The organism is Streptomyces sp. NPDC037242 (assembly GCF_055604165.1).
This window is the reverse complement of the sequence record NZ_JBVJUY010000007.1, coordinates 187,281-212,036: the sequence shown is the minus strand read 5'-3', so window position 1 is coordinate 212,036 and position 24,756 is coordinate 187,281. Positions and strand designations below refer to the sequence as shown.

Sequence of the window (24,756 nt, the reverse complement as noted above, 5' to 3'; positions counted from 1 at the left end):
GAAACGGGAGCTTCACCAAGTGCGTGTGTTGAACACCCTGTCCACCACCAGCGCGTTCGCCCTGCCCGACCACCTCGCCCCCAAGGCCGACCCGGCGTTGACCGGTGGCGACGAGCAGCACTTCGCGGCCATCTCGCAGAGCCTCCAGCAGTCGATCGCCGAACTGTCCGACCGCCTCGAAGCCGCGCGCAAGGCGCCCGGCGGCATCGGCCGGGAGGCGATGGAGCGGGACGCCGAGATCCACCGCCTGACCGGTCGCCTGCGCACGCTGCGCCGCTTCGGCCTGGACCTGTGTCTGGGGCACATCGTCGGTGCGGACAGCCCCGAGCCCGTGTACATCGGACGCCTCGGCCTCACCGACAGCACGGGGCGCCGGCTGCTGGTCGACTGGCGCTCCCCCGCGGCCGAGCCCTTCTTCGCGGCGACGCACGCCGACCCGATGGGGCTGGCGAGCCGCCGCAGGTACCGCTGGACCAGCGGCCGGATCAGCGACTACTGGGACGAGGTGTTCACCGCCGACGGGCTGGAGGGGCACGCCGCGCTCGACGACCAGTCCGCGTTCATCGCCAGCCTGGGCGGCAACCGGTCCGCGCGGATGCGCGACGTACTGGCCACCATCCAGTCCGACCAGGACGCCGTGATCCGGGCGGGCTCCCGCGGCGCCCTCGTCGTCGACGGCGGCCCGGGTACGGGCAAGACCGTCGTCGCCCTGCACCGCGCCGCCCACCTCCTCTACTCCGACCCGCGCCTCGGCCACCGCAAGGGCGGGGTCCTGTTCGTCGGTCCGAGCCGGCCCTACCTGGCCTACGTCGCCGATGTCCTGCCCAGCCTCGGCGAAGAGGGCGTACAGACCTGCATCCTGCGCGACCTGGTCGCCGAGGGGGCCGCGGCAGCGGTCGAGACCGACCCGGACGTGGCCCGGCTGAAGTCGTCCGCGGACCTGGTGAAGGCGATCGAGGCGGCCGTCGGCATCTATGAGGAACCGCCCACCGAGGGGATGACGGTCGAGACCCACTGGTCCGACATCTGGCTGAGCGCCGCCGATTGGGCGGCGGCGTTCAGAGCGGTGGAACCGGGTACTCCGCACAACGAGGCACGTGACCAGATCCGGGAGGAGCTGGTCACGATCCTGATGGACAAGGACGACAGCGATGTCGCGCCCGAGTTGCTCCGCAGGTCGCTGCTCCAGGACCGGGAGCTGATCAGGGCCCTCAACCGGGCGTGGCCGATGCTCGATGCGGCGGAACTCGTCGCAGACCTGTGGTCGGTGCCCGCTTACCTCCGCAAGTGCGCCCCCTGGCTCGGCCCCGATGACGTACGCCGGTTGCAGCGCGCGGACGCGCAGGCCTGGACGGTGTCCGACCTGCCACTCCTGGACGCGGCGCGCCAGCGGCTCGGCGACCCGGAGGCTTCGGTGCGCGAGCGTCGCCGCGACGCCGCCGTCGCCGCCGAACGTGCGCGCAGGGCCGACGTCATCGACGGCATCCTCGCGGCCGACGACGACGGTGAGGGCGCGGTGACGATGCTGCGCGGCCGGGACCTTCAGGACACGCTGATCGACGAGAGCGCGCTGCCCGGCAGCGAACCGGACCTGCTCGCCGGGCCGTTCGCCCACATCGTCGTGGACGAGGCGCAGGAACTGACCGAGGCCGAATGGCAGATGCTGCTGCTGCGCTGCCCGTCCCGGAGCTTCACCATCGTCGGTGACCGCGCCCAGGCCAGGCAGGGGTTCGCGGAGCCGTGGCAGGAGCGGCTGGAGCGGGCCGGGCTCGACCGGATCACGGTGGCCTCCCTGAGCGTCAACTACCGCACCCCGGAAGAGGTCATGGCGGAAGCCGAGCTGGTCATCCGCGCCGCGCTCCCGGACGCCAATGTGCCGACCTCGATCCGCAGCAGCGGCATTCCGGTCGTACGGGGATCCGTTGCGGACCTGGACTCGGTCCTCGACACCTGGCTCGCCGCGCACGCGGACGGAATCGCCTGCGTCATCGGCGACCCGGCCTTCCGGGCGACGTCGCGGGTCCGGTCGCTGACGCCGGAGCTGTCGAAGGGGCTCGAATTCGATCTGGTCGTGCTCGTCGACCCCGAGAAGTTCGGGCAGGGCGTCGAAGGAGCCGTCGACCGCTACGTCGCGATGACCCGCGCGACCCAGCAGCTCGTGGTCCTCACGAGCTGCTGACGTTCGGTCACCTGGGCCGGGCCGGCGGATACCAGTTGGGCCACACGATGGGCGGGGTGCGGCGTGCGCGGCGACTCTGGGCCTCGCGTACGAGGAAGATGACTCCCGTGCCGAGGGTCGCGGCGAACGACACCACCATGATGAACGGCCGCCACGAGTTGGCGGGGTCCACCAGGCCCAGCCACGCCACCGCGGAGCCCGTCGCCAGGACCGGCAGCATCAGGATCCTGGCGGCGAGCGGCAGCCTCCTGCTCACCGCGACGAAGCCGTAGCCCAGGGCGGCGCCCGGCGTGACGGACACGATCACACCAACGACAAGGAAGACGAAAAGGGCGATAATCACTGTGCGCTGACCTCCGGAGCTCATGGTGAACCCGCCACGAGGGCAAGCGGATTCACGCACTCCGCCGCTCCCGGGTTCCCCCGGAGGTAATACTGCCAGAGGGTTTGAACACGTTCAATGCCCTCGGGCACACAGCTGACCAGGGGTGGTGTCCAAGGCGGGAAACGCGCCCCGCATCATTCAGTGCATGACACATACTTCACGTCGCAATGTTCTGACAGCGTTCGCAGGCGCAGCCGTCTCCGTGCCACTCGGCACCATGACCGCCGCAGCCTCGCCCAGAACCTCCGCCCCGGCCAGCGCCTCCGCGCTCGCCGCGGCCCAGCCGGCCGCGGTCACGCTTCCCGCGGCGTCGCTCACGTCGCCCCGGTCCTCGGTCACCCTCGGCCCGCTGGACCCCGCGTACTACACCCAGGTCTCCCTCGGCCGCCTCACGGCGAGCGTGCTCCCGGGGACGCCCGAGCGCATGGAGGTGACCTCCGACGGCAAGCGGGTGGCGCTCCTGACCAAGGGCGCGCGCACCGTCGTCCTGACGGGCCCGGAGCGCACCTTCACGGAGAACAAGCAGCCCTTCGCCGACGCTTTCCAGCGCACGCTCCCCGACCTGACGCTGCCGGTCGCGGACCGGAAGTACTGGGGCACCTCGCCGGGTGGCGGCAGCTGGTCCACCCTCGGCCCCGTCGACAGCGACTATTCGGTTGTTCCGGGCAGCGCGACGATCGCGCTCACCACCGACTACGCGAGCCGTCACGCGAGCCTTCGGGACGACGAGATCACGGACGTCGACGTCCGCTCCGTGGCGAAGTTCGACAAGGTGCCCACCGGACAGGCCTGCTCGTACGCGCTGTCCTTCGGCTACCAGGACACGCACAACAACTACCGGGCACGGCTGTCCTTCCTGACCTCCGGCGCGGTCGAACTGCGCGTGGAGAAGGAGGTCGCGGACGCGGTCACCCAGCTGACCACGGCCATCACCCTCACCCCGGCAGCGCCGGCGGGCACGAACTGGACGATCCGGGTGCGCCGCGAGGGTTCCCGCATCCGGGTCAAGGCCTGGCGCACGGACTCCGCGGAGCCGTCGGCCTGGGCCGTGGACGTCACGGACTCCACCTTCACCAAGGGGCGCGTGGGCCTTCGCGCGCTGGCCAACCAGGGCTGCACCAACCTGCCGGTCAAGCTCGTGGTCAGCAGCTTCGAGGTGACCGAGGGGAACTGGCAGCAGCAGCCGACCGTCACCCACGACTCCTGGGTCCGCGTCCTGCCCGCCCCGTTCGACGGGACCTGGAACTCGGCCCTTGAGCAGACCGTGCGCGGCTGGGCCGGATCGCCGGCCCCCGACGTGCTGGCCTTCGCGGCCATGTTCCTCGCGGGGGCGCCGGCCGTGACGAGCGACGCCTCCCCCGTGACGGGCAAGCAGGTGCTGGGCGAAGCCGGCTACGGCTACATGGACCCGCAGGGCTACCTCTACGAGGGCGCGGACTTCCACGAGTACATGAACCTCGGCTGGACCTTCCCCGACGGCACCTACACCGGGCCCTCCACCAAGCAGGTGAAGAACCTCGACTGCTCGGGCTACACCCGCATGGTCTACGGCTACCACATGGGCATTCCGGTCGCCGCCGGCGAGGACACCTCGAAGACCCGGATCCCGCGCAAGTCCCGCCACATGGTGGATTACGCCCCCGGTGTGCGGATCGACCAGACGGACGGCACGAACCCGCCCGCCGCGCAGCAGCTCCAGCCCGGCGACCTGGTCCTGTTCAACGCCGACTCGGGCGACGACACGGTGACCGTCACCGTCGACCACGTGGGCATCTACCTCGGCCTGGACTCGGCCGGGCAGCGGCGCTTCCTGTCCAGCCGCAAGACCGGCAACGGGCCGACGATGTCGGACCTGGGCGGCGCCTCGCTGCTGGACGGCACCGGGACCTACGCGAAGAAGCTGCACACCGTCCACCGCATCTGACCGGCGGGCCCCCTGCACGGCCGCGCCGGCCCGCCGCCCCCGACCGGGTGGCGGGCCCGGCGCCGCCGCGCGACGGTATGCGGGGCACCCTCGACCCAGGCAGTTCAGGCGTCCAGGGGCCGCCAGGCCGGGGCGGCACCGTCGTACCGGACCTGCCCGAACACCACGTCGGCGAGGTGGACTCCGAAGCCGATCGTGTCGGGCTCCGCCAGCTCGGCGACCAGGCGGCGGCGGTGTTCGGCGGTCCGGACGCGGTCGTGGTCGAAGGCCGAGGACCACTCGGGGTGGTCGATCTGGATCGGCGCGTGCAGGGCGTCACCGAAGGCGATCAACCGCCGTCCGCCGCCGGTGATGACGTACTCGGCGTGCCCGACGGTGTGGCCGGGGGTGACCCGTACGCGCACCCCGGGGAAGATCTCCTGCCCGTCCGTGATCGTACGTACGCGCGGCGCGAGGGACGCGACCTGCTCGGCCATGCCCTGGGCCTCCAGGAGGTCGCGCCGCTCCCACTCGGGCTCCGGGACCAGGTACTCGGCACGGGTGAACACGGGCCGGTCACCGCCGGGGGCGGGATGGCAGGCCCAGCCCAGGTGGTCGGAGTGCAGGTGGGTGAAGGCCACCGCCTCGATGTCCTCGGGGCGGCGGCCGAGTTCGGCCAGACCCTGCGGGAGGGCGCCGCCCTGGATCGCCCGGACGGGGCCTTGCGGGCCCTCGTGCGCCTGCGGGCCGAAGCCCGCGTCGATCAGCAGCGCGCGGTCGCCGTGCTCCACCAGCAGACCGCCGACGCTCCCCACGAGGTGACCCGTGGCGTCCAGGTACTCCGGGTGCGCGGCCCAAACCTCGTCGGTTGTGTCCGCCAGCAGTTCCAGGGGCCGGAACCGCACGTCGCCGTCCGGCACGTACGACACCTTCGTGTCGCCCAGCCGTAGCGAACGGATCCCCGCCGGCCGGCGCAGTCGTCCGCCCTGATCCACCGTCAAGTCAGCCATGGGTTCTCTCCCGTGAGTCGTCGTCAGGCCATCACCGTGTTGCTCGCGGCGACGAGGCCCAACCATAAGCATCTAACTTGAATCATTCAAGCTAGAAATGTTTTGTCTTGACGGACTTGCTAAGGTGTCGGCATGACGACGTCCCCCGAGCAGCAGGCCATCGCCGAGCGACAGCTGTGCGGTCTGGTGAACGGACTGGCGCAGCGGATCGCCGAGCACGTACGGGAGCGTGCCGCCACCCTGGGCCTCACCGCGTCCCAGGCCACCGCCCTGCGGGAGATGAGCGGGCCGATGACCATGCGGGAGCTCGCCGAGCGCATGAGCTGCGAGCCCTCCAACACCACCTTCGTCGTCGACAAGTTGGAGAAGCAGAGCCTGATCGAGCGCCACCCGCACCCCACCGACCGCCGCGCCAAGCAGCTCGTCCTCACCGCCGAGGGCACCGCGCTGCGGGAGCGGCTCCTCGACCTGCTCCATGCGGACTCTCCCCTGGCCGCCCTCACGCAGCAGGATCAGCGCGTCCTCCACGGCCTGCTGGAGCGGGCCGTCACCTCTCCGTGAGCCCCCCAGCGGCGCTCACACGGCCAGGGCGCCGGGCACGGCCGCGAGAACGAACGCATGCCCTGCCGGATCGCTGAACCGACGCAGCGTCGTGCGGTTGTCCAGCCGGCTGCCGCCCTCTTCGGCCGCCAACGGGCGCGCGCCGAGTGCCACGGCCTCCCGCTCGGCTTCGTCCAGGTCCTCGGCCGCCACCAGGATCCGCAGATGGGCCTGCTGGGAGTCCTCCGGCGCCGGCCAGCTCGGCGGCACGTGGTTCGGATCGCGCCGGACCCCGAGGACCACCACGCCTGAGCCGCCGGTGACGAGGACCAGTTCCCCGTCCCCCGGCGCCGGACCGGCCGCGGCCCCGAGCAACTCCGCGTAGAACCTGGCCAGGGGTTCGGGCTCGGCGCAGTCCAGTACGAGAACGCCCGTCTTGAGTACGGTCATGACCCGCATGTGCCCTGGTTCTTCGGCCGTACGCGCACCGTACGGGCCCCGTCCGTCGGTGACAGCCGGTCGACGGCGCCGGCCGGTCCGCGGACCTCCGGGCACGCGGTCCGTGCATGGACCCGTCGAGCTCGGGTACCCGCCCCTCGAAACGTCCTGACGGACGACCCACACCTGCGGGTGCGGGCTGCGACGGGAAGGGGTGCGCATGTCGCACGTCCACCGGGTGACGAGCGCGGTCGCCGACAAGCTCGGCTCCGTCGAGCGCGGCGAGATCTGACCGCGATGGCAATCCGGGCGGCGCACGAGGGAGCCGGCGCAGCGTCCCACGGGGCCGGTACCGCCTCGCAGGGCGGCCGGGGCCGCGAGATCACCGCGCGCTGCGGGCTGTTGGCACGCGGAGTGCTGTACGTGCTGACCGGGGTGCTGGCCGTACGCATCGCCCTGGGACGCGGTGGCGAGGAGGCCGACCGGCAGGGGGCCCTCCAGGAGCTCTCGGGCACGCCCTTCGGCGGTGTCCTCGTATGGGCCGTGGGCCTCGGACTCGTGAGCATGGCACTGTGGCGTCTGGCGGAGGCTCTGTTCGGGGCCGCCGGACCGGACGGCGACAAGCCCGTGAAACGGCTGGCCTCGGCAGGCCGGTTCGTGTTCTACACCGCGGTGGCCTACTCCGTACTGACCTTCCCCGCGGGCGGCGGGCGATCCGGGGACGAACAGTCGCGCGACGCGACGGCGAAAGTCCTTGAACTGCCCGCCGGCCAGTGGCTGGTGGGCGCCGCCGGGATGGGGATCGGCATCGCGGGCGTGGTCATCGCGGTGCGGGCCGCACGCTGCTCCTTCCGCAAACACCTGGCGATGGAAGGCGCCTCCGCCCGGTGGCGCAAAGCCGTCGACTTCCTCGGGGTGACCGGCGGCGTAGCCCGGGGAACGGTGGGCATCGCGGCCGGCGGCTTCCTCGTGTACGCGGCGCTGCGCTACGACCCTGCGCAGGCGAAGGGGGTGGACGACACACTGCGGTCGTTCACCACCACCCCGGCGGGTCCGTGGCTGCTGGTGGCGGTCGCCGTGGGGCTGCTGCTCTTCGGACTGTTCTCCTGGGCGATGGCCCGGTGGCGCAAAGTCTGATCCCGGGTCGGGAGCCGGGGGGCGGGCCTACGAACGGCGCTCAGCTGTCCGAGTGTGAATCAGAGGGGTTCCAGGTCGAGGAAGGCCGCGAGGGACGGTTCGCCGGCGCCCGGGGTGTCGGGGAGGGCCAGTTCCGCCCAGATGACTTTGCCGTCGGGCGTGTAGCGGGTGCCCCAGTGATCGCTGAGCTGCGCCACCAGGAACAGGCCGCGCCCTCCCTCGTCCGTGGTGGCCGAGTACCGCGCGTGCGGGGCGGTGCTGCTACCGTCCCACACCTCGCAGGTCAGAGTGCGGGCGTGCAGCAGCCGGACCCGGACCGGCGCGCTACCGTGCCGCAAGGCGTTGGTGATCAGTTCGCTGAGGATCAGTTCGGTGGCGAAGCCGAGTTCTGACAGGCCCCATTCGTCGAGTTGCTTCACCGCGGCGCTCCGCATGGCGGCAACCGCACTCGGCTGGAACGGCATGTCCCACTCCCTGACCCGGTCCGCGCCGAGGGTCCGCGTCCGCGCGATGAGCAGCGCCACGTCGTCGGTCGGGCGGGCCGGCAGGAGGAGGTCGAGTACGGCCCGGCAGCTCTCCGCCGGGTCCCGGTCCGGGTGGCTCAGCGCCGCGCGGAGCAGTTCCAGCCCCTCGCCGATGTCCCGGGTCCGCTCCTCGATCAGTCCGTCCGTGTACAGGACGACCTGGCTGCCTTCCGCCAGGTACAGCTCCGCGGTTTCGAACGGCATGCCACCCAGCCCCAGCGGAGGCCCGGCCGGCAGGTCCACGATGTCCGTCGTGCCGTCGGGGGCGACCACGAGGGGCGGCAGATGCCCCGCCCGCGCCATGGTGCAGCGCCGGGACACCGGGTCGTAGACGGCGTACAGGCAGGTCGCGCCCAGTACTCCGCCGTCCAGGTCGTCGGCGGCCCCGTCGCGGTCGATGCGCTGCACGAGGTCGTCCAGGCGGGCGAGGATCTCGTCAGGCGGCAGGTCGAGGGTGGAGAAGTTGTGCACCGCCGTGCGCAGCCGCCCCATGGTGGCCGCGGCGTGCAGTCCGTGCCCGACGACGTCTCCGACGACCAGCGCGACCCTGCTGCCCGGCAGGGGGATCACGTCGAACCAGTCGCCGCCCACCCCGGACTGGGCGGGCAGGTAGAAGTGAGCCACGTCCACAGCGCCCTGCTCCGGCAGGGCGCGCGGCAGCAGGCTGCGTTGGAGGGTCTCGGCGAGGGCATGCTCACGGGTGTAGCGGCGGGCGTTGTCCATGCTGACCGCCGCACGGGCGACGAGTTCCTCGGCCAGTGACAGCTCGTCCTCGTCGAAAGGCTCCGGCTTCTGCGACCGCCAGAAGTTGACCACGCCGAGTACGACGCCCCGTGCCCTGAGCGGGGCCACGATGAGCGAGTGGATCCCGTAATCGACGATTTCCCGGGCTCGCGGGGGGTCCTGGGCGTGCCAGCCCGGCGCGTCGGCCAGGTCGGGCACCAGCTCCGCCTTTCCGGTGCCGTAGCCGCGCGCCTGAGGGGTGGACGGAAGGAAGTCGATCAGCCACCCGCACGGGTAGAGGGGATGGTCGGAGCGGATGCCGCTGACCGCCGTACGCCGCATGCCGGCGCCGGCACCGGGTTCGTCGCCTTCGAGCACCGAGTCGGCCAGGTCCACCGTGACGTAGTCCGCGAACCGGGGCACGACGACGGCGGCGAGTTCCTCGGCCGTCCGCACCACGTCGAGGCTCGTTCCGACGTCGCCCCCCGCGTCGTACAGCAGCTTGAGCCGTCGGCGGGCCGTCTCCGCCCGGCTCGTCAGGACCTGCATCTCGGTGGAGTCCCGAATGGTGACCACCGCACCCTCCTGCCGGCCCCCGGGGTGTGTGGGCCGCTGGTTGACCACGAGCAGCCGGTCGCCCGTTTCGAGCACCTCGTCGGTGGCCACACGTCCCGACAGCAGGAGGTCCGCCATCCGGCGGTCCAGGCCGGGCACGTCCCCGACGCTGCATCCCTCGGCGCCCTCCGGCAGGCCGAGCAGCCGTTTGGCCTCGTCGTTGGCCAGCCGTAGCCGGCCGTCGCCGTCGGTGATCAGAACCCCTTCGCGGACGGCGTGGAGCACCGCGTCATGGTGCTCGTACATCCGGGTCATCTCCTGCGTACCGAGCCCGTGGGTCTGCCGCCGCAGCCTCCGGCTGATCAGGGCCGTGCCGCCGGTGGCCAGGGCCAGGCCGGTCGCGATGACCAGGAGGATGACTGGGAGCTGCCGGTCGACGACACCGGTCACGTTCTTCACCGTGAGGCCCGCCGAGACCAGTGCGACGACTCGGCCGTCGGCCGCGGTAACCGGCACCACCGCCTGGATCTCCTTGCCGAGGGGACCCTGCACGCTCTCGGTGTGGACCTGTCCGGCGAGCGAGGGCTCGATCGTGCCGACGAACCGTTTTCCGATGCGGTCCGGCTGGGGGTGGCTGTACCGGATGCCGTTGGTGTCCATCACCACGAGGAAGTCCACGCCGGCGGCTTTACGCGTCGCCTCGGCCAGGGGTTGCAGGACGGCGGACGGGTCGGACGTCTTGAGTGCGTCCTGCAGGCCCAGGGAGTGGGCGAAGGTCTGCGCGACGGAAACCGACCGGTTGCGTGCCTCCCGGTCGCTGTCGTGCCGCGACTGGAGCAGCAGGGACAGCAGGGCGCCGACGGCGAGCAACACCACGATCGCCACCTGGAGGACGAACACCTGTCCGGCGACGCTTCGGAGTCTGTTGCCTAGGAGTGACCGCACGGATACGCCTGGCACGGGTGGCAAGGAAGGGTCACGCACCCAGTTGTAGCACCTCTGCGCCTTCGTGGCCCCCGGGCGCGAGTCTGTTGCGTCCCATCGCTCAGCGGACCTCGGGAACTCGCTCAGCAGCGCTGACCTGTACCGGGTGCGCGGCTGGGTTCCAGTGGTGGAAGTCCCCGCCGAGCCGGCCAGGACCGGCTGGACGGCCCCGACCCGCCGCGTCCGCTGTGCGGGGACCCGCGACTCACCCCGCGCCGGGCAACCATGCGCCTCGCGCCCAGAGCCGCGTCGGCGAGACCGGCGTCGATGTGGGCGACGCCATGAGGTCATCGGCGGGCTCCTCGCCGACGAGCCCGGCCTGGAGGCGGACGTCGCGTTCGGCTGCGCCTCGACGGGCGGTAGCGGACGGGCACCGCGGAGCAGGACGGGGTCCCGTGAGACGGTCACGCGGGACCGGATCCGTCCCGAGGGCTCACGCGGTGCGCGCGGCGGCGTCATCGGGAATCCTGGCCGTGGGGGCCTCGGGCACATCGTTCACGGAGTCCGCATGAGCAGCGATCCCGCTGGGGCATCCGCCCCGCCGCCGGCCGGTCCCGGCCATGGGCCCGCCGTGTCCCGTCAGGATTTCGACGCGCTCTTCGAGGCGGTCCGTACGTGGGGCCGATGGACCGCGGCCGAGCGCGGGGCCTGGAACCGGGTGACGCCGGGCCACGTGCAGCGGGCCGCCGCCGCGATCCGGTCCGGCACGGTCGTGCCGATGGGCCGGCCCTGGAACACCCGCCCGGGACCGGACAACGGAAAGCCCGCGTTGCACTACATGTCCGACCTCGGTGACGTGGAGGCCCCGGAGCCCTCCGCGTACAAGGATTTCCTCGCCGTGGACTACCACGGCAAGGGCGTGAGCCACCTCGACGCGCTGTCGCACATCGCCTACCGCGGGCAACTCTATGACGGCCGCATCGCCAGCGACGTGGTCGATGCCGCCGGTGCCCGCTTCGGTGCGGTGTCGGCCCTCGGGCCCCTGGTCACCCGGGGCGTGCTGCTCGACCTGCCCGCCGCCCGCGGGATCGCATGGCTGGAGCCCGGCACCGCCGTGCACGCGCGGGACGTCATCGCCGCGGAGGAAGCGCTGGACGTGACGATCGGGGACGGCGATGCGGTGCTGCTGCGCTCCGGCCACTTCCGCCGCCGCCGGGAGATCGGCCCCTGGAACCCGGACACGGCGAGCGCGGGCTGGCACGTGAACGCCATGGCGCTGCTGGCGGAGCGGGCCGTCGCCCTGCTCGGCGCCGACGGGGACAGCGACGTACGGCCTTCGCCGGTCGAGGGCCTGCACTCCCCCGTCCACGCGCTCGCCATCACCGCGATGGGGGTGCCGCTGCTGGACAACCTCGACCTCGAAGCGCTCTCCGCGGCCTGCGCCCAGGCGGGGCGCTACGAGTTCATGCTCGTCGTGACGCCGCTGAACGTCCCGGGCGGGACGGGCTCGCCCGTCAACCCGGTCGCGATCTTGTGATGCCCGGTCGCCGGGCGGATCCGCTGCCCGGCACACACCCCACACCTGTCCTTAAAATGTGAGGAATATACTCAAATCGGGCGATCGAGAGTGTTCCCGTGAGGGAAGTGGTGCAGATGGTGGTCGTGGGAGACCGCATCGGCCCCGTGCGTCCCCGTGACCGATTTCTGCACGGCGGGCCGGCCGAGTCGGTCGAGGGGAGCGTGAGAGGTCCGATCCTCAGCTCATGGCAGCGCTGTCAGCTGCTGGGGCTGTCGCCGGACCAGTCCGAGCTGCCCTTCACCCAGGACTTCGACCCGCAGGGCCCCCTCGTCCGCGCCGCCGGGCCCGTAATGGACCGGCTGGAGTCCATCTTCGCGGGCAGTCAGATGAACATCTGCCTCGCCGACGGACACGGCACGGTGCTCGAACGCCGCTTCGGGGAGAGGGCCATGGTCAGCCGTCTCGCCGCGATCCAGACCGTCCCCGGGTTCGTGTTCGCCGAGCAGGTCGCGGGGACGAACGGCATCGGTCTCACGCTCGCGGAGCGGCGACTCGTGCAGGTCTTCGGCGCCGAGCACTTCGCCGAGCGGTCGCAGTCGAGCGCCTGCACCGCCATACCCGTCCGCGACCAGCTCAGCGGGCGGATCGAGGGCGTGCTGTGCCTCGGCTATCCCTACACCGACGCGGACCCGGCGCTGGTTCCCGTGGTGCGCAGGGCGGCCGAAGCCATCGAGCGACGGCTCATGGAGCAGAGCTCGGCGCGGGAGCGCGGCCTGCTGCGGGCGTACCTCGACGCGGGGAGCCATGCCCGCGCCGGCGAGGGCGCCGTGAACGGCCATCCGCTCAGGATGGACGAACTGCTGCAGAGCGAGCTGGACCAGAGCGATCAGATGCTCCTCAAGCAGAAGGCTACCGAGCTGATGGCCTCGGCCCAACGGGCCGCCTCCGAGGTGCCCCTGTCCCACGGCCGGCGGATCACGCTCGTGAGCCGTCCCGTGACGAGCCCCTCCGGGGTGGAGGGCGTCGTCATCGAGGCCCTCCTCCCCGACGAGCAGGAACGGCACGCCCCCGCCCCCGCGCATACTCCCGCCCCCACGCACGCGAACGCCGCTCCGCCGCCCGCGGTCAGGGGACTGGTGCTGGTGGGCGAGCCGGAGGTGGGGAAGTACGCCGTCGCGGCACGGCGCCGCCTGGAGCTGCTGGCCGAGGCCAGCGCCCGTATCGGCACCACATTGGACGTGACCCGCACGGCCTGGGAACTGGCCGAGATGGCGGTCCCGCGCCTGGCCGACTTCGTCACCATCGACCTGCCCGAGGCCGTACTGCGCGGCGAGGAGGCCGCCAACCCCACCACCGAGCTGCACCGTACGGTCGTCCACGGCATCCGCGAGGACTGCCCGTTCTACCCGGTGGGCGAACGGGTCAGTCTCAGCCCGACCACGCCCCACATGCGCTGCCTGACGACCGGGGAGCCGGTGCTGGAACCCGACCTGAGGGCCGCCTTCGGCTGGATCGCCCAGGACCCGGAGCACACCGAGCTGCTCCTCGCCCACAGCGTCCACTCCCTCATCACCGTCCCACTGCTCGCCCGCGGCATCGTCCTGGGCGTGGCCAGCTTCTACCGTTCGCAGGACCCCGCGCCCTACGGCGACGACGACCGCTCGCTGGCCCAGGAACTCGCCACCCGCGCCGCCCTCTGCATCGACAACGCCCGCCGCTACACCCGCGAGCACACCCTGGCCCTGTCCCTCCAGCACAGCCTGCTCCCGCGCGGCCTCCCCGAGCAGGACGCCGTGGACGTCGCCCACCGCTACCTGCCCGCCGAGACCGGGGTGGGCGGCGACTGGTTCGACGTCATCCCGCTGTCCGGCACCCGCGTCGCCCTCCTCGTCGGCGACGTCGTCGGCCACGGACTGCACGCCGCCGCCACCATGGGCCGGCTGCGCACCGCCGCCCGCAACTTCGCGGAACTGGAACTCGCCCCCGACGAACTCCTCACGCACCTGGACAACCTGATGGTGCGCCTCGACCGGGAGGAAGGCGGGGAGGACCCCGCGCTCGGCAACGCCGGCATCGTCGGCGCCACCTGCCTGTACGCCGTCTACGACCCCACCTCCCAGCAGTGCACCCTGGCCCGCGCCGGCCACCCGCCGCCCGCGGTGGTCCTGCCCGACGGCACCGTGTCCTTCCCCGAGGTCCCCGTCGGCCCCCCTCTGGGCCTGGGCGGCCTGCCCTTCGAGTCGGCCGAGATCCACCTTCCCGAGCACAGCCAGCTGGTCCTCTACACAGACGGACTCATCGAGGACCGCCACCGCGACATCGACGTGGCCCTCGCGGAGCTGCGCCGCGCCCTGACCCACCCGGACCGCACCCCCGAGGACACCTGCCGGGCGGTCATCGACGCCCTGGCGCCCGAACACCCCGGCGACGACATCGCGCTGCTCGTCGCACGCACCAACGCCGTGTCCCCCGACAACATCGCCACCTGGGACCTGCCCGCCGACCCGGCCCGCGTCTGCGACCTCCGCGCCACCGCAATGGACCAGCTGAGCCGCTGGGGGCTGGAGGAGTCGGCCTTCGCCGCGGAACTGCTGCTCAGCGAGCTGGTCACGAACGCCATCCGCTACGGCAGCGAGCCCATCCAGGTACGCCTCATCCACGACCGCAACCTGATCTGCGAGGTGCACGACACCAGCAGCAGCGCCCCCCGCATGCGCATTGCGGCCAGCACCGATGAGGGCGGCCGCGGCCTGTTCCTCGTCGCGCAGCTCGCCCAGGCCTGGGGCACCCGCTACACCACCAGCGGCAAGGTCATCTGGGCGGAGTGCGCGTGAACGCGGCCCGACCGGTGACCGGCGCGTCCCGATGGACGAAATGCCGGATTTGGCAGACATCGTCCGCATAGAATCGCCCATGCAGTCGGGAAGATCTCGGAGGCCGACCCCCGGAGAAGTCTGTGCATGACGCTCCCGACACCCCAACGAGCCCGCCCTCCCGCCCCTGCGCGGAGCCGCTGGTCCGCATCCGCGGTCTCGGCAAGCGGTTCGGCGGCACCGTCGCGTTGTCCGCAGTCGACCTCGACATCCACAGGGGCCGGATCCTCGCCCTGCTCGGCCCCAACGGGGCCGGGAAGTCCACCCTCATCAAGGTGCTGGCCGGGGTCCACCACGCCGACGAGGGCGAGGTGACGGTGGCGGGGCACCCGCTCGGCTCCCACTCCGCAGCCCGGAACATGTCCTTCATCCACCAGGACCTCGGTCTCGTCGAGTGGATGACGATCGCCGAGAACATCGCCCTGGGCACCGGCTACCCGCGCCGCCGCGGACTGGTCTCCTGGCGGCGGATGCGGGAACGCTGCGCGCAGGCCCTGCGGCTCGTCGCCGGGCACCTGGACGCCGACGCCCGGGTCGCCGACCTCGCCCCCGCGGAGCGCTCGCTGGTCGCCATCGCCCGCGCCCTGGCGACCCGGGCCGAGCTGATCGTCCTCGACGAGCCGACCGCCACCCTCCCGGCCGCGGACTGCGCCCGGCTGTTCGACGTACTGCACGCCCTGCGCGACCGGGGCCACGGCATCCTCTACGTCAGCCACCGGCTCGACGAGGTCTACAAGGTCGCCGACACCTTCGCCGTCCTGCGCGACGGCCGCCTGGTCAGCCGGGGGCCGCTCGCCGGCCACAGCCCCGCCCGGCTGGTGCACGCCATCGTGGGCCGGGAGCATGCCGTCCATCGGCCCGCCACCACCCCCGCCGCGGGCCCGCCCGTGCTGAGCCTCGACCGGGTGACGACCGAGTACGCAGGGCCGGTCAGCCTCGACCTGCACGCCGGAGAGGTCCTCGCGATGGTGGGCCTGACGGGCGCCGGCCACATGGATCTGGGCCGCGCCCTCGCCGGCGCCCGACCCCTGCTCGGCGGGCGTGCGCTGCTCGACGGCCTGGCGTACCACCCGCGTACGGTCCGCGCCGCTCTCGACTCCGGTGTCGGCTTCGTGGCGGCCAACCGCCAGGAGGAGGGCTGCGCAGCCGAACTGACCGTGCGGGAGAACTTCCTGGCGAACCCCCGGGCGGTCGGCGGGTCGGCGCGGCACTGGATCAGCCCCGGGCGGGAGCGCGCCGAGGCCGCGGCCCTGATCGACCGGTTCTCCGTACACCCCCGCGACAGCGAGGTGCCCATCGCCACCCTGTCCGGGGGCAACCAGCAGAAGGTCGTGGTCGGCCGGTCGCTCCGGGCGGGCCTGCGCGTGCTCGTCCTCGAAGAGCCGACCGCCAGCGTGGACGTCGGCGCCAAGGCCACGGTCTACCGACTGCTCGACGATGCGCTGGCCTCCGGCCTGGCCGTTGTGCTCATCTCCACCGATTTCGAAGAGGTCGCAGGCATGTCGCACCGCGCTCTGGTGTTCGTCCGCGGGACCGTGAGCGCCGAGCTGACCGGCAGGGCCCTCACCGTCACCGAACTGACCCGGACCGCCTCGGCCATGCCGCCCGTCACCGCGACCACGACCACGACGAACCGGTGACCCGCTCCCCCGCGCCCCGGTCCGTGCCGAGCCGCCTCCACGGACACCTCGTCGGCGGCTACGGCCTCCTGGCCCTGGCCGCCCTGCTCTTCCTGGTCTTCTCCCTCGCCCTGCCGGACACCTTTCCCACGCGGGACAACATCTCCTCGATCCTGTCCAACCAGTCGATCCCCGCCATCCTGGCGCTCGGCGCCACGCTCCCCATCGCCACCGGCAAGTTCGACCTGTCCATCGGCTACGGGCTCGGCCTGGCGCACGTCATGGCGATGCAGCTCATCGTCAACGAGGGCTGGCCCTGGCCCCTCGCCTGCCTCGTGGTGGTATGCGGAGGTGCGGCGATCGGCGCCCTCAACGGTGTCGTCGTCGAGTTCGGGCAGATCGACTCCTTCATCGCCACGCTCGGCACCGGCAGCATGATGTACGCCGCCACCGGCTGGATCACCGACGGCGCCCGGATCGTTCCCGGGCCGAACGGCCTGCCCGCCGCCTTCACCGACCTCTACGACTCCCGGTTCCTCGGGCTGCCGGTACCCGCCTTCTACGTCCTGGCCGTCGCGGTGGCCCTCTGGCTGGTGCTGGAGCGGCTGCCGCTCGGCCGGTACCTGTACGTCATCGGCTCCAACCCGCGCACCGCCGCCATCATCGGCATCCCCACCCACCGGTACTCCGTCTACGCCTTCGCCGGTTCGGGTCTGGTCGTCGGCCTCGCCGGCGTCCTGCTCGCCGCCCAGCAGCAGACCGGCAATCCGAGTGTCGGGCTCGACTACCTGCTGCCCGCCTTCGTGGGCGCCCTGCTCGGGGCCACCACGATCAGACCCGGCCGCGCCAACGCCCTCGGCACGCTCGTAGCCGTCGCCGTCCTCGCCATCGGCCTCGCCGGCATCGGCCAGTTCGGTGCCCGGTTCTGGGCCACGCCGCTGTTCAACGGCGGCACCCTGCTCATCGCCGTCGGCCTGGCCGGCTACTCCGCCCGCCGCAGGCTGCGCACCGGGGCCACCGCTGCCGGCCACCCCTAGAACTGGAACCAGAACACCTCGTACGCGCACCCGCTTCAGGAGCACCGTGCACTCGAACCACAAGACCACCCTCACGGCCGCGGCCCTGGTGGCAGCGGCCGCCCTCCTCGCCGGCTGCGAACGCGGCCCGTCCGCCGCCGGCGGGCCGTCGCCGTCCGGCTGTCCCGCCGCCCTCGCGAAGGCCGGGGCAGCCGTCCGGGCGGCCGAGAACGCCGACACCTCCTGGAACGGCCCCGTCGCGGGCCCGGCCGCGGTCTCCGACCGGACGATCGTCTACGTCGCGCAGACCATGACCAACCCCGGCGTCGCAGGCGTCGCGAAGGGGGCCGAGGAAGCCGCGAAGGCCATCGGCTGGCAGCTCCGGGTGATCGACGGCGAGGGCACGCCCGCCGGCATCCAGGCGGCGCTCAGCCAGGCCATCACCCTCAAGCCCTCGGGCATCGTCATCGGCGGCTTCGATCCCCGGCTGACCTCGCAGCAGGTGGCGCGGGCCCGGGAGGCGCGGATCCCGGTCATCGGCTGGCACGCAGTGGACTCCCCGGGCCCGAGCGAGGACACCGGACTCTTCACCAACATCACCACGAAGGTGGAGGACGTGGCGAAGGCGAGCGCGGACTGGATCATCGCCCGGTCCCAGGGCGCTGCCGGGGTCGTCGTCTTCACCGACGACTCGATCCCGTTCGCCAGGAACAAGTCGGAGCTCATCAAGAGGGAGCTCGCCACCTGCTCCGGCGTGCGGGTCCTGGCGTACGAGAACATCCCCATCCCGGACGCGAGCAGCCGGACCCCTCAGGAGGTGTCCTCCCTCCTCGCCCGCTTCGGGGACAAGTGGACCCACTCCGTCGCCATCAACGACCTGTATTTCGCCGACGCCGCCCCGGCCCTGCGCGCGGCCGGCGAACCGGGTTCCGGGCCGCCCTTCAACATCGGCGCGGGCGACGGCGACCCCTCGGCCTTCCAACGCATCAACAGCAAGCAGTTCCAGGCCGCCACCGTCCCCGAGCCGCTGTCCCAGCAGGGCTGGCAGATCATCGACGAGTTCAACCGCGCCTTGGCCGGCCGGCCCGCCAGTGGCTACGTGGCCCCCGTCCACATCGCCACGGCGGAGAACAGCGGTGGCGCCACGTCATGGGACCCGTCCGGATACCGGGAGGCGTACCGGAAGATCTGGCACCGCTGAGCGCCTCTTGCACGGAGACGGATCACTCGGTTTAATAAATGAACAGTCATTCATTAACCACGGGAGGAACGGTGGGTCGTCCCCGAGGGATCGAGGATGCGGCGATCTTGCGCGCGGCAGCCCAGGTCATGGGCCGGGTGGGCCCCACGGGACTGACGCTGGCCGCGGTGGCGCGCGAGGTGGGGCTGGTGCCCGCCACGCTCGTACAGCGGTTCGGATCCAAGCGCGGCCTGCTCCTGGCACTCGCCGAGCAGTCCGCGCGGGCCGCGGGCGAGCTGGCGGGGCGGGTGCGCGGGGCGCACGGATCCGCACTCGGAGCCCTGGTGGAGCTGACGGTGGAATCGGTGGCCGAGGTGGACACGCCGGAGACCTTCGCCAACCATCTGGCGTTCCTGTGCCTGGACCTCACCGATCCGCAGCTCCACGAGCACGCCCTGGCCGTTCACCGCGCCCGGGCGGCGGCGATCGGGGAATTGCTGGCGGAGGCGGCCGGTGCGGGCGAACTGCGCGCCGGGACCGATCCGGCCGCACTGTCCCGCACCGTTCAGGCGCTCATCGCCGGCGTGGGCCTGACCTGGGCCCTCGAACGCCGGGGCACCCTCGCGGAGCGGCTCCGGCAGGAACTCGCCCTCGTACTGTCCCCGCACCTCCCACACCCGTACGACGAGAACGACGAACTGGAGGGATCATGACGATCGACGCACGGCCGCTGGCCGGAAAGGTGGCCCTGGTCAGCGGCGGCACCCGGGGCGGTGGCCGGGGCATAGCCGTCGAGCTCGGCGCCGCCGGCGCGACGGTGTACGTCACCGGCCGCAGCACCGCCGCGGGTCGCTCCGACCTGGACCGCCCGGAGACCATCGAAGAGACCGCCGAGAAGGTCACCGCCGCCGGCGGCCTCGGCATCGCCGCCCGTACCGACCACAGCAACCCCGACGAGGTCCGTGCGCTGGTCGACCGGATCGCCGCCGAGCAGGACGGACGGCTCGACGTCCTGGTCAATTCCGTATGGGGCGGGGACGCGCTGACCGACTGGGAGAGCCCCCTGTGGGAGCAGGACCTGGAGACCGGTCTTCGGCTGCTGCGGCGCGCGGTGGAGACGCATGTGATCACCAGCCGGTTCGCACTGCCGCTGATGGTCGCCCGCGGGAGCGGGCTGGTGGTGGAGGTCACCGACGGCAACACCGCGCGCTACCGCGGCTCGTTCTTCTACGACCTGGCCAAGTCCGCGGTGATCCGGCTCGCCGTCGGCCAGGCGGCCGAGCTCAAGCCCCACGGCGTCGCGGCCGTGTCGATCACACCCGGCTTCCTGCGTTCGGAGGCCATGCTGGAGCACTTCGGCGTCACCGAGGCCACCTGGCGCGAGGGCGCGGCCCACGACGCCGACTTCGCCCAGTCCGAAACCCCCGCCTACCTGGGACGGGCCGTCGCCGCGCTGGCCGCCGACCCGAACATCATGGCCAAGACGGGACGGGCACTGGCCACCTGGGGCCTGTACCGGGAGTACGGGTTCACCGACGCCGACGGCACACAGCCGGACTTCGCCGCCCACTGGGCCGAGCATCTGGAAGAGAAGCACGGGCCCCTCGGAGACCCGCTGTGACAAGCCCCACCCCTGAGCAGGAGTCTCATCCCGTGACCGATACCGCTGTCCTCGCCGAACAGATCCGGACCCGTCTCGCCGGGTACGAGCGCCATTTCCAGGCACTGTTCGAGGAGTACTTCGATCAGCTCGGCGCAACCTTCGACGCACCGTCCTTCAGCAGGTTCACGCCCGAATGCCTCGGCCTGCTGCGCGACCAGTCCCTGCGCGGGGGCAAGCGGATGCGGGTGGCCCTGCTCCACGAGGCGGCCCGGCTGGTGACCACCGAGCCCGTGGCGGGGCTGGACGAGGCGGCCCTGAGCATCGAACTCTTCCAGACCCACGCCCTGGTCCACGACGACATCATTGACGACAGCGCCACCCGCCGCGGCGGCCCCACCACCTACTACGCCTACCGCGACAAGCTCCCCGACCACCCGCAGGCCGCGCTCGGGCTCGCCGTACTCGCCGGCGACCTCGCGCTGGCGCTGTCCCTCCAGGTCCTCCTCGACTCGAAGGCCCCCCTGCCGGTGCGCCACGGCATGGTCGAGATACAGACCCGGGCGGCGACCGCCACCTTCGTCGGCCAGATCATCGACATGGAACGCGACTTCACCGCGCTGCCGGACGAGGAGGTGCTGCACACCGTCGCCGACTACAAGTCCGCCCGCTACTCGGCGCTCGCGCCGCTTCAGCTGGGGCTCCTGGCCGCCGGCGAGCAGCCCGCCCTCTTCGACGCGGAGCTGCGCCGCTACGCACGACTGGTGGGAATCTCCGAACAGATGCGCGACGACTACCAGGACCTCTTCGGTGACGCGGCGGCCATGGGCAAGCCCACGGGTACGGACATCCGCGACGGCCGGCGCAGCTACACCGTCCGGGCCCTCCTGGCGGCCGCGCTGACCGACTCCGAGCGGGCCGTGGTCGAGTCCGCGCTGGGGAACCGCGCGTGCACCCAGGAGACGGTCGCCGCCATCGGCGAGATCGCCCGCGAGCGCGGCGTCCGGGAGAAGCTGCTCGCGGACATGCGGCGCCATGCGGAGCTGGCGTCCGCCGAGGCCGCCCGCTGGCGCCCCCGGTGGCGGGAGGAGGCGGTCACCTTCTTCGAGCTCCTGCCGCTGTGGAGTCTCGAACGGCTCCGGTAGGCCGGCGGTCGCGCCCCCGGATCAGGGGTTGCCCCACCAGACGAAGTTCAGGTTGCCGCCGAAGAGGGCGGAGGCGAGGGTGGCGCCGCCCATGATCCACAGCACGGTGCTCTTCTTCGCGCGGGCCAGGGCCAGCGCGAGGGGGAAGAGCAGCGGGAAGGCCGGCAGGATGAAGCGCATCTTCGAGAAGTAGAAGCCGGCTCCCCCGAGCGCCGTGAGGAGGATCATCGCGGTGTAGATCCACACGACGGCGGGGGGCCGGCGGCGGCGCGTCATGATCACGAACAGGGTCACCGCCGCGACCACCGTCAGGGACACCACCACGTGGTTGAGGGTGGTGTGCACCTCGGTGAAGGTCTTCTTCAGGTTGACCAGGGTGTCCCAGCCGCCGTCGTACACCGATCCCCAGCGCTGCTGGAGCTCGAAGTACCCGTCCCAGCGGCCGAAGTGGTAGCCGACGTAGCCGACGTACCCGAACCAGCCCAGCGGGGCGATCGCGACGGCCGTCAGCATCCGGCCCACCGGCGGCCGCTTCTTGCGCTTCTTGCGGCGCCACTGGATGTACTCGAACAGCGCCGTCAGCACCACCGCCGCGACGATCGCCGAGCCCGACGGCCGCGTGGCACCCGCCAGGAACGCCAGGACCCCGGCCGTCAGCCAGGCACGCGACAGGACCGCGTACATCGCCCACACGGACAGCGCGAGGAAGATGGGTTCGGTGTACGCCATCGATTCGACGAGCGCGGCCGGCACGATCGCGAACAGGGCGCAGGTGAACAGCGCGACCCGCTTGCCGTATATCCGGTCGGTCACCGCGAAGATGCCCCACGCGGCGATGACCGAGGCCAGGAGCGCGAGCCCCATGGCCACCCAGTTCATGGGCAGCCCGGTGACGTAGGAGGTGTACCTGATCATCATCGGGTACACCGGGAAGAACGCCATCTGGCAGCTCGGTCCGGCGTACGCGCAGGGCGAGGGGTACGCCATCGGCGTGGTGAGCCCGCTCTCGGCGATGTGCAGGTAGTACACGGCGTCCCAGCGGCCGCCGAGGATCTCCAGCGGACGGACGTCCTTGCGCTCCGCCCAGACCGCCATCACGCCGAGGCCGACGGCCCGCAGCGCGATGTGGATCAGCAGCGCCTGCCGGGCCCGCTCCAGGTTGGCGAGCACGCGGCGGCCCGTGACGCGAAGGACCGAATCCTTCGCGGCCGTCCCCGGCTCGGCAACGGACTGGGCATCCGGGACACCGGAGCGTATGGAGTTATGGGGCACATTCCATCCTGATCATCGTTTTAAAGATCAACTGCTATCTGCGGCAGCGTACAACGGTACACAGGTGTCGGACTCCGCCAATACCCACCCAATGACGGCCACAGCTGACAAGCCGGTGGCCCCCGGCCCGCGGACCCCGCTACTCCACGGTGAGGTCGTCGAGGTAGACGGCGCTGGTGCCGGTGGCGCCGGCGGCCGGGACGAAGTCGACGCCGATCTCGCGTACGTCGTGCAGTCCGGCGACCTTGGACAGGTCCAGCGTGAGCGTCACCCCGTCCGGTCCGACCAGCCGCGCGCCGTCGTCGTACCACGCCATCCCCGCGCCCGTGCGGACGTACAGCTTGGCCCGGGTGCCGGTGGCGTGATCACCCCAGGGCGCCGTGCGGGCGCGGACGGTGAGCCGGGTGCGGTCCGTCACATCCCAGGCGCCCTTGCGGTGCAGGAACGCCTCGCCCTTGGCCAGGTCGACATCCGCCTTGAGGGAGCGGGTGCCCCGCGCCGCCCACTCGGTGACCGACCAGGGGCCCCCCGTGGTGGTCCAACCGCTCCAGCCCTCGGTGCCGGTCTCGAACCCGGCGAGCCGGAGCGGTCCCTCCACCCGCAGGTCGTCGACGTAGACGGCGCTCCTGCCCGTGGCGCCGGCGGCCGGGACGAAGTCGACGCCGATCTCGCGTACGTCGTCCAGGCCCGGAACCCTGGTGAGGTCGAGGGTGAGCGTGGTGCCGTTGGGGCCGGTGGGCTGGGCGCCGTCGTCGTACCACGCCATCCCCGCGCCCGTGCGCACGTACAGCTTGGCCCGGGTGCCGGAGGCGTGGTCGCCCCAGGGGGCGGTACGGGCCCGTACGGTCAGCCGGGTGCGGTCGGTGAGGTTCTGCGGGGTGGCGTACTTCAGGAGCGGTTCGCGACCGGCGCCCAGGTCGATGTCGGCCTTGAGGGATCCGGCACCGCGGGCGACCCACTCGTCGACCGCCCAGGGGCCCGCGGTCGTGTTGCCGGAACCCCAGCCCTGGGTGCCGGACTCGAAACCGGCGAGTTCCACACCGGACCGCTCCGTGCGCCGACCGAGGTCGATCTCCCCGCGGTTGACCACCCACGGGTCGTTCATGAGCTCATTGCCGTGGAGGTTGCCGTTGCGGACCGGACTCCAGGGGCTGTTCCACGTCAGGAAGTACGCGGTCTCCGGAAAGCGGGTGTGCAGGGCCTCGGTCCACTTCGCGTAGTCGAAGCCGGGGTCCGGATAGTCCTTGCCCGGCGCGTTGGGCGGGCCGATCTCGGTGAAGGCGAACGGCTTGCCCAGCCGGACCAGCTCGTCGTAGCCCTGCGCCGCCGACGGGTCCGACAGGTAGCAGTCCAGTCCCACGACGTCCACGTAGGAGGACCCCGGGTAGAAGCCCGGGGCGCCGTAGTTCCCCTGCCCGCAGTTCGGTGCGTACACCCAGATCACATTGCGCGCCCCGGCGCCGAGCTTCTTGCCGACGTAGTCGAACATGTCCTGCCACACCGCGCGGAACGCGGCCGGGTTCTGGCCGCCCCACCAGAACCATGCGCCGTTCATCTCGTGGAGCGGACGGAACAGCACGGGGACCCCCGCGTCGCTGAGCTCCTTGAGCCCGGCGGCGACCTGGTCCAGGGTCGAGTGCCATGCCTTGCCGGCAGGGGTGGCGGGGTCGGTGAGAGCGGCGAAGTCGGCGAGCGGCACGTTCATCGAGCCGCCGCCGGGATTCGGGGCGTGCACGCTCACCGAGGGCAGGCTGCCCCTGCTCCAGGATTCCTTGAGGTAGCCGTTGCAGTAGGTGCTGACCGCCGTCGAGCCCCTGCCGTCCACCCAGCCGTCCGCGTAGTCGCAGGCGATGACCGCCGGGTGCTGCCCCGTGTTCGCGTACACCTCCTCGATCTGCTGCTTCGTCGCGTCGAAGTCGTCACGGTGACCGTCGGTGCGGCTGTATCCGGCGAAGTGGCCGGACATGACCCGTTCGCCGTCACCGCGGTTGGGCAGGTGCGCCAGCCAGTTCAGTACGTCGCGCCCCGGGGCGGACATACCGGGGTCGGCGGGCACGACCGCGTGCGCTGCCGCGGGGGTTGCCAGTCCTGGCGTGACGGCCAGGATGCCGGCACCCAGCGCGGCGGCGACAGCGGTTGTCCAACGGCGTATGTGCACAGGGGTCCTTCGAGGAGCACGCGGGGCTGCGGAGACCACAGGTTCGGTACGGCTGC

General features: G+C 71.9%; 18 protein-coding genes. 12 read left to right on the top strand and 6 right to left on the bottom strand.

Annotation, left to right across the window (positions count from 1 at the left end; all coding sequences use genetic code 11):
* The first annotated feature begins 28 nt into the window (after positions 1-28).
* A complete protein-coding gene (helR, locus tag ACZ7GJ_RS11500; protein WP_470751069.1) occupies positions 29-2,179 on the top strand; it encodes an RNA polymerase recycling motor ATPase HelR in 2,151 nt (716 codons plus the stop codon).
* 7 nt (positions 2,180-2,186) lie between these two features.
* On the opposite strand, the gene ACZ7GJ_RS11495 is transcribed toward helR, so the two are convergent.
* Complete coding sequence (locus ACZ7GJ_RS11495) at positions 2,187-2,480, bottom strand: hypothetical protein (protein ID WP_470751005.1); 294 nt, start codon at positions 2,478-2,480, stop codon at positions 2,187-2,189.
* Positions 2,481-2,781: 301 nt separating this feature from the next.
* Here ACZ7GJ_RS11495 and ACZ7GJ_RS11490 point away from each other — a divergent pair, with 301 nt between their 5' ends.
* Positions 2,782-4,488, top strand: coding sequence for an NlpC/P60 family protein (locus tag ACZ7GJ_RS11490; protein WP_470751004.1), 1,707 nt, complete (start codon positions 2,782-2,784; stop codon positions 4,486-4,488).
* A gap of 104 nt (positions 4,489-4,592) precedes the next feature.
* Here ACZ7GJ_RS11490 and ACZ7GJ_RS11485 read toward each other — a convergent pair whose 3' ends face one another.
* Positions 4,593-5,477: an MBL fold metallo-hydrolase gene (locus ACZ7GJ_RS11485; protein ID WP_470751003.1), complete on the bottom strand. Its 885-nt coding sequence runs from the start codon at positions 5,475-5,477 to the stop codon at positions 4,593-4,595.
* A gap of 132 nt (positions 5,478-5,609) precedes the next feature.
* Here ACZ7GJ_RS11485 and ACZ7GJ_RS11480 point away from each other — a divergent pair, with 132 nt between their 5' ends.
* Positions 5,610-6,038, top strand: a complete 429-nt coding sequence (locus ACZ7GJ_RS11480) for a MarR family winged helix-turn-helix transcriptional regulator (protein WP_470751002.1) — start codon at positions 5,610-5,612, stop codon at positions 6,036-6,038.
* A 15-nt stretch (positions 6,039-6,053) separates the two neighbouring features.
* Here ACZ7GJ_RS11480 and ACZ7GJ_RS11475 read toward each other — a convergent pair whose 3' ends face one another.
* Positions 6,054-6,467 carry a VOC family protein gene (locus tag ACZ7GJ_RS11475; RefSeq protein ID WP_470751001.1) on the bottom strand — a complete coding sequence of 138 codons (414 nt, stop codon included), beginning with the start codon at positions 6,465-6,467 and terminating at the stop codon, positions 6,054-6,056.
* Positions 6,468-6,752: 285 nt separating this feature from the next.
* Between ACZ7GJ_RS11475 and ACZ7GJ_RS11470 the strand changes: the two genes are divergently transcribed.
* Positions 6,753-7,592 (top strand): DUF1206 domain-containing protein, encoded by an 840-nt coding sequence (locus ACZ7GJ_RS11470; protein ID WP_470750999.1) that lies wholly within the window; start codon positions 6,753-6,755, stop codon positions 7,590-7,592.
* Between the two features lie 59 nt (positions 7,593-7,651).
* Here the strand turns inward: ACZ7GJ_RS11470 and ACZ7GJ_RS11465 are convergent, their stop codons facing one another.
* Positions 7,652-10,279, bottom strand: coding sequence for a SpoIIE family protein phosphatase (locus tag ACZ7GJ_RS11465; RefSeq protein WP_470751068.1), 2,628 nt, complete (start codon positions 10,277-10,279; stop codon positions 7,652-7,654).
* A 607-nt stretch (positions 10,280-10,886) separates the two neighbouring features.
* Between ACZ7GJ_RS11465 and ACZ7GJ_RS11460 the strand changes: the two genes are divergently transcribed.
* From ACZ7GJ_RS11460 to ACZ7GJ_RS11425, 8 genes are all read left to right on the top strand, one after another.
* Positions 10,887-11,855, top strand: coding sequence for a cyclase family protein (locus tag ACZ7GJ_RS11460; RefSeq protein ID WP_470750997.1), 969 nt, complete (start codon positions 10,887-10,889; stop codon positions 11,853-11,855).
* A 116-nt stretch (positions 11,856-11,971) separates the two neighbouring features.
* Positions 11,972-14,671 carry a SpoIIE family protein phosphatase gene (locus ACZ7GJ_RS11455; RefSeq protein WP_470751067.1) on the top strand — a complete coding sequence of 900 codons (2,700 nt, stop codon included), beginning with the start codon at positions 11,972-11,974 and terminating at the stop codon, positions 14,669-14,671.
* A gap of 122 nt (positions 14,672-14,793) precedes the next feature.
* Entirely contained in the window at positions 14,794-16,350 is a 1,557-nt protein-coding gene (locus tag ACZ7GJ_RS11450; protein WP_470750995.1) for a sugar ABC transporter ATP-binding protein, read from the top strand.
* Positions 16,347-17,366 carry an ABC transporter permease gene (locus ACZ7GJ_RS11445; protein WP_470750994.1) on the top strand — a complete coding sequence of 340 codons (1,020 nt, stop codon included), beginning with the start codon at positions 16,347-16,349 and terminating at the stop codon, positions 17,364-17,366. Before ACZ7GJ_RS11450 ends, ACZ7GJ_RS11445 begins: the two co-directional genes overlap by 4 nt.
* 46 nt (positions 17,367-17,412) lie before the next feature.
* Positions 17,413-18,546 carry a substrate-binding domain-containing protein gene (locus ACZ7GJ_RS11440; protein ID WP_470750993.1) on the top strand — a complete coding sequence of 378 codons (1,134 nt, stop codon included), beginning with the start codon at positions 17,413-17,415 and terminating at the stop codon, positions 18,544-18,546.
* A 107-nt stretch (positions 18,547-18,653) separates the two neighbouring features.
* Positions 18,654-19,238 carry a TetR/AcrR family transcriptional regulator gene (locus ACZ7GJ_RS11435; protein WP_470750991.1) on the top strand — a complete coding sequence of 195 codons (585 nt, stop codon included), beginning with the start codon at positions 18,654-18,656 and terminating at the stop codon, positions 19,236-19,238.
* The gene (locus tag ACZ7GJ_RS11430; RefSeq protein WP_470750990.1) at positions 19,235-20,146 is read left to right on the top strand and encodes an SDR family oxidoreductase; all 912 of its coding nucleotides are present in this window, start codon (positions 19,235-19,237) and stop codon (positions 20,144-20,146) included. Before ACZ7GJ_RS11435 ends, ACZ7GJ_RS11430 begins: the two co-directional genes overlap by 4 nt.
* Positions 20,147-20,178: 32 nt before the next feature.
* Positions 20,179-21,270 (top strand): polyprenyl synthetase family protein, encoded by a 1,092-nt coding sequence (locus ACZ7GJ_RS11425; RefSeq protein WP_470750989.1) that lies wholly within the window; start codon positions 20,179-20,181, stop codon positions 21,268-21,270.
* 21 nt (positions 21,271-21,291) lie between these two features.
* On the opposite strand, the gene ACZ7GJ_RS11420 is transcribed toward ACZ7GJ_RS11425, so the two are convergent.
* The gene (locus tag ACZ7GJ_RS11420; protein WP_470750988.1) at positions 21,292-22,440 is read right to left on the bottom strand and encodes a glycosyltransferase family 39 protein; all 1,149 of its coding nucleotides are present in this window, start codon (positions 22,438-22,440) and stop codon (positions 21,292-21,294) included.
* Between the two features lie 241 nt (positions 22,441-22,681).
* Entirely contained in the window at positions 22,682-24,700 is a 2,019-nt protein-coding gene (locus ACZ7GJ_RS11415) for a glycosyl hydrolase (protein ID WP_470750986.1), read from the bottom strand.
* Positions 24,701-24,756: the final 56 nt, after the last annotated feature.